8 protein-coding genes are annotated in these 12,746 nt (G+C 76.0%); 2 read left to right on the top strand and 6 right to left on the bottom strand.

Annotated features, from left to right (window positions below; genetic code table 11):
• Nucleotides 1–195 precede the first annotated feature (195 nt).
• Nucleotides 196–1,137: a hypothetical protein gene (locus tag ABZ261_RS17405; RefSeq protein ID WP_356859943.1), complete on the top strand. Its 942-nt coding sequence runs from the start codon at nucleotides 196–198 to the stop codon at nucleotides 1,135–1,137.
• 900 nt (nucleotides 1,138–2,037) lie between these two features.
• Here the strand turns inward: ABZ261_RS17405 and ABZ261_RS17400 are convergent.
• Nucleotides 2,038–4,092, bottom strand: coding sequence for a DUF6350 family protein (locus tag ABZ261_RS17400; protein ID WP_356859955.1), 2,055 nt, complete (start codon nucleotides 4,090–4,092; stop codon nucleotides 2,038–2,040).
• Nucleotides 4,093–4,205: 113 nt separating this feature from the next.
• On the opposite strand from ABZ261_RS17400, the gene ABZ261_RS17395 reads away from it, so the two are divergent.
• Nucleotides 4,206–5,168: a sigma factor-like helix-turn-helix DNA-binding protein gene (locus tag ABZ261_RS17395; protein WP_356859941.1), complete on the top strand. Its 963-nt coding sequence runs from the start codon at nucleotides 4,206–4,208 to the stop codon at nucleotides 5,166–5,168.
• 185 nt (nucleotides 5,169–5,353) lie between these two features.
• Here the strand turns inward: ABZ261_RS17395 and sucD are convergent, their stop codons facing one another.
• From sucD to ABZ261_RS17370, 5 genes are all read right to left on the bottom strand, one after another.
• Nucleotides 5,354–6,238: a succinate--CoA ligase subunit alpha gene (gene sucD / locus ABZ261_RS17390; protein ID WP_030983233.1), complete on the bottom strand. Its 885-nt coding sequence runs from the start codon at nucleotides 6,236–6,238 to the stop codon at nucleotides 5,354–5,356.
• A 26-nt stretch (nucleotides 6,239–6,264) separates the two neighbouring features.
• Nucleotides 6,265–7,443 carry an ADP-forming succinate--CoA ligase subunit beta gene (sucC, locus tag ABZ261_RS17385; RefSeq protein WP_356859939.1) on the bottom strand — a complete coding sequence of 393 codons (1,179 nt, stop codon included), beginning with the start codon at nucleotides 7,441–7,443 and terminating at the stop codon, nucleotides 6,265–6,267.
• Nucleotides 7,444–7,766: 323 nt separating this feature from the next.
• A complete protein-coding gene (locus ABZ261_RS17380; protein ID WP_356859937.1) occupies nucleotides 7,767–8,951 on the bottom strand; it encodes a VWA domain-containing protein in 1,185 nt (394 codons plus the stop codon).
• Nucleotides 8,948–11,611 carry a DUF5682 family protein gene (locus tag ABZ261_RS17375; protein WP_356859935.1) on the bottom strand — a complete coding sequence of 888 codons (2,664 nt, stop codon included), beginning with the start codon at nucleotides 11,609–11,611 and terminating at the stop codon, nucleotides 8,948–8,950. Before ABZ261_RS17375 ends, ABZ261_RS17380 begins: the two co-directional genes overlap by 4 nt.
• The gene (locus ABZ261_RS17370) at nucleotides 11,608–12,735 is read right to left on the bottom strand and encodes an AAA family ATPase (protein WP_356859933.1); all 1,128 of its coding nucleotides are present in this window, start codon (nucleotides 12,733–12,735) and stop codon (nucleotides 11,608–11,610) included. Before ABZ261_RS17370 ends, ABZ261_RS17375 begins: the two co-directional genes overlap by 4 nt.
• Nucleotides 12,736–12,746 lie beyond the last annotated feature (11 nt).

Genomic DNA, 12,746 nt, shown 5'->3' with positions numbered 1-12,746 from the left:
CTACGAAGCGGCCGACCGTCAGCAACGATACCGGCACTCCGGACGGGCCCCCGGGGACGGGGGGCGGGGCGGAAGGTAGCGTTCGCAGGGAATCACGAGGGAGCACCCTCGGGAACGCGGTCGTCGTGCGGTGCGTTCTCGGGGTGGAAGCTCACGTCTGACTGCCGTAGTCACCTAGGGGAAGACGCTCTTTTGATGCCCGATCGCAGCCTGCGACTCCTCACGTTCCCGCCGCGCCCGGCCCAGGGAGGCGAGCGGGGTGCCGCACTGCTGCGGGAACGGCCGGCCTCGCCGCCGTCGCGGACGCACGGAAGCGGCCCCGACGGCCCCGGGGCGGCGGACTCGGGACCCGGGAGCTCCGGGCAGGGCGGTACCGGCCGGGGCGGTTCCGGGCACGACGGCGCGGTGCAGGACGACAATCCGTTCGCGCCCCCGCCCGAGGGCGCGCCCGACCGGCCGTGGCAGCCCCGTCATCCCGCAGGCTCGTCCGGCCGGCCTCCCGGCCACGCCTGGCCGGCGCCTGGTCAGGGACAGTGGCAGGGTCAGGGACAGTGGCAGGGGCAGGGGCAGGGTCAGGGTCAGGGGCAGGCCCCGGGCGAGGGTCAGGGTCCGGAGGGCGGCACCCCCTGGGGCAGCCGGTGGAGCGACCGCCAGCCGGGCCGCTCCCCCGGCGGTTTCGGTGAGCAGCCCGGCGGCGGCCCCCAGGGCCCCGGCGGACCGACCGGCCCCGGCATGCGCTGGGACCCGACCGACCCGGCCCAGCGCCGCGCGCGGTACGCCCTGATCTCCGGCATGTGGTCGATCTTCTTCGCCCTGTTCAGCTGGCCGTACGTGGCGCTGCTGCTGGGCGCGCTGGCCCTGTACTGGGGCGGCAGCGCGCTGCGCGCCGAGCCGCGCCGCCCGGCCCCGGACGCGCCGGCCGCGCCGGCCGGCCGGCCCCAGACCGCGGCGGCCGTCAGCGGCCTGGTCACCGCCTCGCTGGCGCTGGTCCTGGTGGCCTCGACCTTCACCGTCCAGCTGGTCTACCGCGACTACTACACCTGCGTCAGCGACGCGTTGACCCATGAGGCCAAGCAGTCCTGCAGCACCCTGCTGCCGCGGGAGCTGCGCGGCGTCCTGGGCGTGGGGAACGGCTGAGACGGCGCGGCGCCGCGTCCCCTCCGGGCGCGCCCGGGTCGGGGTAAGGCGACGCGTCCCACCGCACCACCGGGCCCCGGGCGGTGTCCCGCCGGAGCTCCGGGCGCAGGTGCTGCGCCCTGCGGATGCGTGCCCCGGCGACTCCGGGCGCGCTGTCGTGCTGGGGCTCCGGGCGGGTGCCCTGCCCGTTCCGGATGCGTGCCCCGACGGCTCCGGGTGGGTGTCGTGCCGGGGCTCCGGGCGTGTGTCCTGGAGCGTGTCGTGCTGGGGCTCCGGGCGCGTCTCCCGCCCGCTCCGGATGCGTGCCCCGGCGGCTCCGGGCGCGCTGTCGTGCTGGGGCTCCGGGCGGGTGCCCTGCCCGTTCCGGGTGCGTGCCCCGGCGACTCCGGGTCCGTGTCGTGCTGGGGCTCCGGGCGCATGACCCGGAGGCGTGTCGTGCTGGGGCTCCGGGCGCGTGTCCCGCCCGTTCCGGGTGCGTGCCCCGGCGACTCCGGGTGGGTGTCGTGCTGGGGCTTCGGGCGCGAGTCCTGCCCGTTCCGGATGCGTGCCCCGACGGCTCCGGGTGGGTGTCGTGCTGGGGCTTCGGGCGCGAGTCCCGGCGGGGCTCCGGGTCCGGTTCCGAGCCAGCCTTCGGACGCGCATCCGCGGAGTTCCGAGGACCGGCGAGTCGGGCCGCGGGGCGGGCACCCCGAACCAGGGCCCGTCCGGCCGTGGCGGCTTCACCCACCGCCGTGATGTCCGGCTCGTCGTCCAGCAGGCCGTGCACCATGTGGGGTCGCGGCGGGCTTCTCGGGCGGGCCGGGGGCCGCGTCCCGGCGACGCGTGCGATACGGCTCGTGGGCCGGGGGTCGGGCCGCCGGCGGGCGGTGGACAGCCGTGGCGCGTGCTCCGTGACTTCTCTCAGCCCTCGGTGTCCGGGCCGGGGTGCGGCGGCGCCTTCCGTTCGTCCTGCCCGGACCCCGGGGACGCGTCCGGGGCCGGGTCCGGGGCCGGCTCCGGGGGCGGGGACGTGGCCTTGTCCGCGTCCCGGCTCGGTTCGGGGGCCGGGGGCTCGCTGCGGCCGGGTTCCGCGGCCGGGGCCGGAGGCGGTACCTCGCGGGGCCGGGGGCGGGAAGGCGCCTGCGGTGTCAGGGGCTGCGCCGGGCGAGGGGCGACGCCGGGTCCCGCAGCCGCTTCGGCGCCGGCGTGCTCGTCGCCGTCCGTGTCGTCGCGGGCGGCGGCCTCCTTCAGGGCCGCCCAGCGTGAGGCGCGGGCGACGTCGTCGTGCCAGTCCGACGCCGGGGACTCGGTGATCGCGGCCGGGAGCGGGGTCCGGAACGGGTCCTCGGCGGGGAGGAAGTCGTACAGGTCCTCCCCGGCGGCTCCGCTCGCACCGGCCGTGGCGCCCGTCTGCGCGGACGCCCTGGCCCTGCGCGCCCCCTTGCCCCTGCCCGCCGGTCTCTCCCCGCCGCCCCGCTCGTCCCCGCCGCCCCGCTTGTCCCCGGTGCCGGATCCCGCCCGGCCCGCCGTCCCACCGGCCGTGTCCCCGCCCTCGGCCGCGCCCCCGTCCGCCGCCCGGGCCGCCACCGCGTCCCCCGCCTTCGCCGCTTGCCCGCCGGAGCCGTTCACCGCCTCGGCGCCCGAGTCCGCACCCGGTGCCGCGGTCCCCGCGTCCCGCCTGCGCCGCCGTTTCCGCCAGGCCCGCCCGGCCAGGGCCACCGGCAGCGCGAAGACCAGCGTCCAGGCTCCGGCCGCCGCCCCGGTCTGCCACCACACGGGGCCGAAACGGGCCAGCAGGGCCACGCCGAGGGGGCCGCCCGCCAGTGCGGCGAGCAGGGCGAACGCCGCCGCGCAGACCGCCGCCGTCAGCACCGCCACCCCGGCGGTACGGCCGGCCGAGAAGCGGACCGGGGCGGGGTGACCGGGCACCGGCCGCCCCACGGCCGCCCGTGCCACGAACCAGCCCGCCGTCATCCCCGCCACCGCCGGCAGCAGCCCGGCGGCCCAGTTCTGCGGCGTCCCGGGCCCCGCGTCCGGCACCGCCGCCAGCAGCGGGAACGGCGGGAGCAGCGGGGCCGGGTCGGAGAGGAGCGGGTGGACCAGGTGCCCGGAGCCGAGGACGAAGCCGGGGCCGAGCGCGTAGGACGCGGCCCACACCGCCGCGTTGGGGATCAGCGCCACGCCGAGCAGCAGCACCGCGAACCGCCCCGTCCAGCCCTCCGTCAGCTGCAGGAACGAGGCCCGGGCCGCCCCGCCGTGCACCACCAGGGACACCCCGACCAGCAGCGCCCCGCCCCCGGCGGACACCGTCGTCGCGGCGCCGGCGGCGCGCACGGCCGCGCCCAGCCGCGCCCGCGCCTCGGCGCCGGTCACCAAGCGCCGCAAGGGCGCCGGCAGCATCTCGAGCGCCCGGAGCACCGGCTCGCCCGGGCGGCCGTACGCCGTCCACACGCCGGCGGCCGCCGCGCCCGCCGCGACCAGCGGCAGACACGTCGTCACCCAGTTCCATTGAGGGCGCAGTTCACCACCGGAGCAGTACAGCGCCGCCGTCGCGCCGACGCCCAGATAGCCGAGGACCACGCCCGTCCAGGCCGTGCGGGCGGGGACCGGGGGCGGGCCGTCGGGCTCGGCGGAGGCGTCCGTGGCGTCCCGTGCCGCCCGGTACACCAGCCACAGCGGCAGCGCGAGCAGCAGCAGCGGGGTGACGCCGACGGGCATGGGCGCACCGGAGAGCGTGTCGGTGCGGACCAGTTCGACGCCGTGCGCCAGCAGCCACAGGGCGGCGGCGACGTGCAGCGCCCCGTCCGGTCCGCTGTCGGGATACGGAGAGCTGACCCACAGCGTCATCACCAGCACGGCGAACGCGCCGAGGCCGAGTCCGGCCGCGACGGCGCCGCCCAGCAGGCTCGCGGCAAGGCCTGGCGAACGGTCGCGCATCCGGGCGCGCAGGGGCGACGACGAGCGGTAGGCGGTCATCTGGATCACGCCGCCATGCTCCCAACGACACGCGCTTTCCCGTCGTAACAGGCGAACCCCCGCTGTGTCGCTCAATATACGTTTATGTTCTTTTTCGTACGAAAGGGCGTACGGTGACGAAGCAGAGCCCCGCCAGCCCGCTGCCACCGCCGGAGGGACGCCGACGTCTGCGCCGGTCCCGGTCGTTGACACCGGCTCAGCTCGCCGCGGCGCAGCAGGCCCCCCGTACGGCGCATCGAGCGCGGTCCGCCGCCGCGCCCCTCGCGCCCGATCCGGAGCCCCTGACACCCGATCAGGCATTCGACGCGCTCTACGCCTTCTGCGCCCCCGCCCTCGTACGCCAGACCTACCTGCTCACCGGGCGCCGGGAGCTGGCCCGCGAGGCGGTGGAGCGGGCCTTCCAGCTCGCCTGGCAGCGCTGGCCGGAGGTGGCCCGGGACCGGGATCCGGCCGGCTGGGTGCGGGCGGTGGCGTACGACTGCGCGCTCTCGCCCTGGCACCGCTTCCGTCCCCGGTACCGGCACCCGGAGCCGCCGCCCGCCGACCCGGCCGACCGCGCGCTGCTGCACGCCCTGCTCGAGCTGCCTCCGTCGTACCGGCGCACGCTCGTCCTCTACGACGGCGTGGGCCTGGACCTGCCGGAGACGGCGGCGGAGACGGAGGCGAGCACACCGGCGGCCGCCAGCCGGCTGACGCACGCCCGCGAGGCGCTGGCCGCGCTGGTGCCGGAACTGGCCGACCCCGCCCTCCTCCATCGCCGCCTGCTGGAGCTGGCCTCGGCGGAGCGGCTGCGCGCGGCGCGGCCCCCTGCCGTGCGCACCGACTGCGAACGCCGGAACGTCTTCTGGACCCGGGCGGCCATCGCCTTCACCGTGACGATCGTCGGCGCGACGACCCTGACGCTGCGGACGGCCCCCACCCGTTACGAGGCGCCGGTCGCGCCGGCCCAGGCGGTGCAGGGGGTTCCGCCACCGGCGGCGCTGGGCCCGCTGTCCCAGGACGAGCTGACCCTGCGGGCGAAGCTGCGCAGGGCGGCGGCGAGCGGCCCGGAACGCCTGGTCCCGCAGACCCGGTGACCTCCCGCCGGCCGTCGCCGTGCGGGGCGCCGTGCCGGGGGCGCCGTGCGGGGCGCCGTACGGACGCGGGCCCGGCGCGGCCGCTGCCGCGGGTTTCCCGCCGCATCCGGCGCGGGCGGGGCGCAGACGCCGGTGGGCCCGCCCCCTGCACGGGAACGGGCCCACCCACGGGCGGCCGGAGCCGCTCAGGCGCTCAGGATCTCCCGGGCCAGCTTGGCGGTCTCGGTCGGGGTCTTGCCGACCTTGACGCCCGCGGCCTCCAGGGCCTCCTTCTTCGCCTGGGCCGTGCCGGAGGAGCCGGAGACGATGGCGCCGGCGTGGCCCATCGTCTTGCCCTCGGGCGCGGTGAAGCCCGCGACGTAGCCGACGACCGGCTTGGTCACGTTCTCCTTGATGAACGCCGCGGCACGCTCCTCGGCGTCGCCGCCGATCTCACCGATCATCACGATCAGGTCGGTGTCTGGGTCGTCCTGGAAGGCGGCCAGCGCGTCGATGTGCGTGGTGCCGATGATCGGGTCGCCACCGATGCCGACGGCGGTGGAGAAGCCGATGTCCCGCAGCTCGTACATCATCTGGTAGGTCAGCGTGCCGGACTTCGACACCAGGCCGATACGGCCCGGCTTGGTGATGTCGCCCGGGATGATGCCGACGTTCGACTGGCCCGGGGTGATGATGCCGGGGCAGTTCGGGCCGATGATGCGGGTCTTGTTGCCCTTCTTGCCGGCGTACGCCCAGAAGGACGCCGTGTCGTGCACGGCGATGCCCTCGGTGATGACGACGGCCAGCGGGATCTCGGCGTCGATGGCCTCGACGACCGCGTCCTTGGTGAACTTCTCCGGCACGAAGATGACCGAGACGTTGGCGCCGGTCTTCTCGATGGCCTCCTTGACGGTGCCGAAGACGGGTACCTCGGTGCCGTCGAAGTCCACGGTCTGCCCCGCCTTGCGCGGGTTCACGCCGCCCACGACGTTGGTGCCGTCACCCAGCATGAGCTTGGTGTGCTTCATGCCGGTGGCGCCGGTCATGCCCTGGACGATGACCTTGCTGTCCTTGTTGAGCCAGATAGCCATGGTGGTTTGAGTCCTCGTCCTCGTGCTTACTTGGCGGCGGCCAGCTCGGCGGCCTTGTCGGCCGCGCCGTCCATGGTGTCGACGCGCTGCACCAGCGGGTGGTCGGCGTCCGTGAGGATCTTCCGGCCCAGCTCGGCGTTGTTGCCGTCCAGGCGGACGACGAGCGGCTTCTCGACCTTCTCGCCGCGCTCCTCCAGGAGCTTCAGGGCCTGCACGATGCCGTTGGCGACCTCGTCGCAGGCGGTGATGCCACCGAAGACGTTCACGAAGACGGACTTGACGTCCGGGTCGCCCAGGATGATCTCCAGGCCGTTCGCCATCACCTGGGCGGAGGCGCCGCCGCCGATGTCCAGGAAGTTGGCGGGCTTGACGCCGCCGTGCTTCTCACCGGCGTACGCGACGACGTCCAGGGTGCTCATGACGAGACCGGCGCCGTTGCCGATGATGCCGACCTCGCCGTCGAGCTTGACGTAGTTGAGGTTCTTCTCCTTGGCGGCGGCCTCCAGCGGGTTGGCCGCGGCCTTGTCGTGGAGCTCCTCGTACTCGGGGTGGCGGAACTCGGCGTTGTCGTCCAGGGAGACCTTGCCGTCCAGGGCGATGACCTCGCCGGAGGCGACCTTCGCGAGCGGGTTGACCTCGACCAGGAGGGCGTCCGACTTGATGAAGGTGTCCCACAGCTTGATCAGGACGTTGACGACCTTGTCCGCGACCTCAGCCGGGAACTTGGCGGCCTCGACGATCTCGCGGGCCTTGGCCTCGTCCACGCCGTCGATCGGGTCGATCGGGGTCTTGGCGACGGCCTCCGGACGGGTGGCCGCCACCTCCTCGATCTCCATGCCGCCCTCGACGGAGGCGATGGACAGGAAGGTGCGGTTGGCACGGTCGAGGAGGAAGGAGACGTAGTACTCCTCGACGATCTCCGGAGCGGTCTCGGCGATCATGACCTTGTGGACCGTGTGGCCCTTGATGTCCATGCCGAGGATGTCCGTCGCGCGGGCGACGGCCTCGTCCGGGGAGGCGGCCAGCTTGACGCCGCCGGCCTTGCCGCGACCACCGACCTTCACCTGCGCCTTGACGACGGACTTGCCGCCCAGCCGCTCGGTGATCTCGCGCGCCGCCTCAGGCGTGTCGATGACTTCACCGGCCAGCACCGGTACATCGTGCTTGGCGAAGAGGTCCCTCGCCTGGTACTCGAACAGGTCCACGCGCTTCCGTCCCTATCAGTGATCTCGCGGTTCGTTGGATGCGTGGGCGTGCCGCGAGGGCAACGTGACGTCCGCTCTGTCACAAGGGAAGCGCACACGGTGTCCGAGCGCGCGGCATGTCCGTCTCGCAGGTTATCGCTGCTTGCGGGGGGCCTCTAAATCGCGGGTCACACCTGAGCGGTGATACCTGTCACATGATGCCGGGATCGCTGGCACCCCGTGCCGACCCAGGGCTGCCGACGGGGGAAGCGCCCGGCCCCGCCGGACCGCGGCCGGCCCGGCGAGGCCCTGACGGCCCGGGGCCGCAGGAGCCGGCGTACGCGTCACGCGGTGTCCGGCACGGGCAGCGGCCGTTTCTCCAGGGCGGCCGCCATCACCTCGGGGAACAGGTCGGGCGTGCAGGCGAACGCCGGTGCGCCCAGCGCGGCCAGCGCCGCCGCGTGCTCGCGGTCGTACGCCGGCGCACCCTCGTCCGACAGGGCGAGCAGCGCCACGAACTGCACCCCGGACGCCTTCATCGCCGCGACCCGCTTCAGCATCTCGTCCCGGATCCCGCCCTCGTAGAGATCGCTGATCAGCACGACGACGGTCTCGGCGGGTCGGGTGATCTGCGACTGGCAGTGGGCGAGCGCCCGGTTGATGTCCGTGCCGCCGCCGAGCTGGGTGCCGAACAGCACGTCCACCGGGTCGTCCAGCTGGTCGGTGAGGTCGACGACCGCCGTGTCGAAGACGACCAGCCGGGTGCTGATCGACCGCATGGAGGCGAGCACCGCCCCGAACACGGACGCGTACACCACGGACGCCGCCATCGACCCGGACTGGTCGATGCAGAGCACGACCTCCTTCTTCACCGACCGCGCGGCCCGGCCGTAGCCGACGAGCCGTTCCGGCACGACCGTGCGGTACTCGGGCAGGTAGTGCTTGAGGTTGGCCGCGACGGTGCGGTTCCAGTCGATGTCGTGATGGCGCGGGCGGTGGATGCGGGCACTGCGGTCCAGGGCGCCGGCGAGCGTGGCCCGGGTACGGGTGGCGAGCCGCTTCTCCAGGTCCTCGACCACCTTGCGCACGACCGCGCGGGCCGTCTCCCGGGTCGTCTCCGGCATCGCCTTGTTCAGCGACAGCAGCGTGCCGACCAGGTGCACGTCGGCCTCCACCGCCTCCAGCATCTCCGGCTCCAGCAGCAGGGAGGCGAGCCCGAGACGGTCGATGGCGTCCCGCTGCATGACCTGGACGACGGAGGACGGGAAGTAGGTGCGGATGTCCCCCAGCCAGCGGGCCACGGACGGCGCCGAGGCGCCCAGCCCCGCCGAGCGGTCCCGGCCCGCCGGCGGCCTGTCGCCCCGGCCGTACAGGGCGGCCAGCGCGCCGTCCATCGCCGCGTCCCGCCCGGACAGGGCGTGTCCCGTGCCGTCGGCCTGGTCCCCGCCGAGCACCAGCCGCCAGCGCCGCAGCCGCTCCCGCGCCGGGTCGGTCGCGTCCGGTGCCGTTCCGGTCGTCGCGTCCGTCATGCGCCCACCTCCGCCAGTCCGTCGTCGTGTGCCGTGCCGAGCCCCGCCGCACCGGGCCCGCCGCCGTCGTCGCGTGCCGAGCCCCGGCCCACCGCACCGGGCCCGCCGCCGTCGCGTGCCGAGCCCCGGCCCGCCCCACCGGGCCCGCCGCCGTCCGCGAGCACGTCCGGGCCGAGCAGCAGCCGGAGCACCGGCAGGACGGCGTCGGCGCGCCCGGCGTCCGGTTCGGCGGCGAAGCCGGGGAGCGCGGCGCCCTGGGCGGCGGCTCCGCCCGGCCGCCCTCCGGGCCCCCGCCGGACCAGTTCGCCGAGGCTTCTGCGGACCCCCGGCTCGTACGCCGCGAACGTGCGCCGCAGCAGGGGCAGCACGTCGGTGAACGCATCCGCCGGCACCCCGGTCAGCCAGGTGTCGAGCAGGCCGAGCAGCCGCTCGTCGTGCACCAGCAGCAGTCCGCCGCCTCCCCCGCCGCCGGCGAAGCCCTCGACCCAGGCGGCGGCCGCGGGAGGCGGCGTGCCCGGCGACAGCGCCAGCCCCATCAGCCGGGCCGCCTCCTCGGCCGCGAGCGCCCCGTCGTCCAGCAGCAGCCGCGTGGCCCGCCCCCGGACGACGCCGGGCGCGCTGTCCCGCAGCGCCAGGGCCCGCAGCACGGCCCGCCAGCGGTCGCGCAGGTCCGCGCCACCGCCACCGTGCCCCTCCGCCGGGCGCGCACGGTCCCCGGCGTCCGCCCGGCCCAGGCTCTCCGCCAGCAGCCCCACCGCCGTGTGCACGGCGTCCACGTGCCCGCGCATCTCCTCCGCCGCGTCCGCGTCCAGGGCGGCGCAGGCCGGGGGCAGCCCGACGAAGACGCGCTCGGCGAGGCCCGCCGCGACCCCGGCCAGCGCACCGGTGTCGGTGCCGCGCACGTCGCCGTAGCGCAGGGACCGGACCAGGGCGGGCAGGGCCTGGGCGAGGTGGGCCACGTCGGTGTCGAGGGCCGCGCGGTCGGCGAGCACCCGCATGACCACCGGCAGCGCGTCCGGCAGACCGGCCAGCAGGCACTGCTCGGCGAGCGCCGTGACGTCGGCCAGGGCGCCGGCCGCGACAGCGTCCGCCTCCGCCTTGGCCTGCGCGGCGGCCAGGACGGTCGTGCCCCACACGCCCGCCTCGGCGACCCGCACCGACAGCTCCGGCTCCCAGCGCAGCCGCCAGGTCTCCCGGAAGGTGCCCGTGCTCCCCCGGGACCGGGCCGGCTCGCCCCAGTCGACACCCAGCAGCCGCAGCCGGTGCAGGAGCCTGCTGCGGCCGGCGTCGGTGCCGCCGCGCAGGTCCAGTTCCAGCTCGCGCTCCATCGCCTCCGGTTTCAGACGCAGCGCGCGCTGCTGCCGGGCCAGGTCGCGCTGCAACGGCACCGCGGGCGCCGACTCGGGGACCTCGCCCAGGACGTCCCCGACCACCAGCCGGTCGTGCACCAGGGCCAGCGGCACGTCCGAGCCGTCGCACAGCACCGCGCGGACCGCGTCGGTGGTCTCGCCCAGGCCGGGCAGCGGCCTGCCCCGCAGCGCCGCCAGGGTCTCGGCGAGCCGTACCGCCTCGATGACGTGCGCGGAGGAGGCCATCCGGTCCTCCTCGCGCAGCAGCCGCGCCACCTTGGTCAGCCACCGCTCCACCGGACGGTCGGGGTTGTGGAACAGGTGCCCGTACCAGCCGGGCGAGTCGATGCCCGCGCCGTATCCGCCGGCCCGGGCCAGTCTGCGGTGGGTCCACGGCACCCAGGTCATGTCCGTCCTGACCTTCGGCAGGCCCCGGAGCAGGGCCCGGTCGGCGGTGACGGTGGTCTTCTCGCGCAGGGCGGGCACGTGCCACGCCCCGCACACCACGGCCACGGCGCCGGCGGACTCCTTGCGGGCCTCGCGCAGCCGCAGCCGCATGTGCGCCTCGCGGACGAGGTCCCGGGGGCGTCCGCCGGCGCCGTACCGCTCGCGCAGCGCGGCCATGGCCTCCGCCACCGCGGCGAACGGCGCGAAGGGGTCCCGCTCGCCCGGTCCCCGGTGCTCGACGACGTCCTCCCACCAGCGCTCGGGATCGTCGTACCCGGCGGTGCCGGCGAGCACGGCGAGCGGATCGACCCGGATCTCTTCGTCACCGGCGGCGGGCACGGACCCGGGACCCTCCCCGCCGGGGGCGGGAGCCGGCCCGCCGGGCGCGTCCACGGCGCCCGTTCCGGAGCCGCGAGGGCCCTCCCCGTCGGCGGTGCCGGGCCCGTCGGCGCCCTCCACCGCGGCGGGCGCGCCGGGAGACCGCCCCGCCGCCTCCTCCCCCAGGGTGTCCTCCCACGCCAGCGTGTGCGCGGCCGGCAGGTCGATGAAGCGGGCCGGGACGCCGTGCTCCACCGCCCACCGGATGGCCACCCACTCGGGGCTGAACTCGGCGAACGGCCAGAACGCCGACCGGCCGGGCTCGTCGACGGCGTGGGCGAGCAGGGCGACCGGGGGCCGCAGGCCCGGATCGGCGGCCAGCCCGATCAGCGCGTCGGCCTCCGGCGGCCCCTCGATCAGGACGGCGGCGGGCCGGGCGGCGTCCAGCGCGGCCCGCACCGCGCGCGCGGAACCCGGCCCGTGGTGCCGTACCCCGAGCAGCAGCGGCCCGGAGTCCCGCGCCGCGCTCCGGCCGGTCCCGGTCACGCGCTCACCTCGCGGCAGGCGCGGTAGAAGTCCGTCCACCCGTCGCGCTCGCGGACGACCGTCTCCAGGTACTCCTGCCAGACGACCCGGTCGGCCGCCGGGTCCCGGACGACGGCGCCGAGGATGCCCGCGGCGACGTCACCGGGGCGCAGCACGCCGTCGCCGAAGTGGGTCGCGAGTGCCAGGCCGTTGGTGACGACGGAGATCGCCTCCGCCGTGGACAGCGTGCCGCTGGGGGACTTCAGCTTCGTGCGGCCGTCGGCGGTGACGCCGTCGCGCAGCTCGCGGAAGACGGTCACGACCCGGCGGATCTCCTCGATGCCGTCGGGCGCGGCCGGCAGGTCGAGGGAGCGGCCGAGCTGCTCGACCCGCCGGGTGACGATGTCGACCTCCGCGTCGGCGCTCTCCGGCAGCGGCAGCACCACGGTGTTGAAGCGGCGGCGCAGCGCGCTGGAGAGGTCGTTGACCCCGCGGTCGCGGTCGTTGGCGGTGGCGATGAGGTTGAAGCCGCGGACCGCCTGCACCTCCTCGCCCAGCTCGGGGATGGGGAGGGTCTTCTCGGACAGGATGGTGATCAGGGTGTCCTGCACGTCGGCCGGGATGCGGGTCAGCTCCTCCACGCGGGCCGTCATGCCCTCGGCCATGGCGCGCATGACGGGGCTGGGCACCAGCGCGTCGCGGCTCGGGCCGTGCGCGAGGAGCTGCGCGTAGTTCCAGCCGTACCGGATCGCCTCCTCCGGGGTGCCGGCCGTGCCCTGGACCAGCAGCGTCGAGTCGCCGCTGACGGCGGCGGCCAGGTGCTCCGACACCCAGGTCTTGGCGGTGCCGGGCACGCCGAGCAGCAGCAGGGCGCGGTCGGTGGCGAGCGTGGTGACGGCGACCTCGACGATGCGGCGCGGCCCCACGTACTTCGGTGTGATCACCGTGCCGTCCGGCAGGGTGCCGCCGAGCAGGTACGTCGCCACCGCCCACGGCGACAGCTTCCAGCGGGCCGGCCGCGGCCGGTCGTCCTGCGCGGCGAGGGCGGCGAGTTCGTCCGCGAAGGCGTGCTCGGCGTGCGGGCGCAGCGCCTGCGCGGTCTCGTCGCGGTCGGGCGCGGTCGTCGGTTCCACGGACACAGTCATGGCTGAGGCCC

Source organism: Streptomyces sp. NPDC006193 (assembly GCF_040613915.1).
GTDB lineage: Bacteria > Actinomycetota > Actinomycetes > Streptomycetales > Streptomycetaceae > Streptomyces.
The sequence above is the reverse complement of the archived record's forward strand: the minus strand, read 5'-3'. Positions and strand labels throughout refer to the sequence as shown.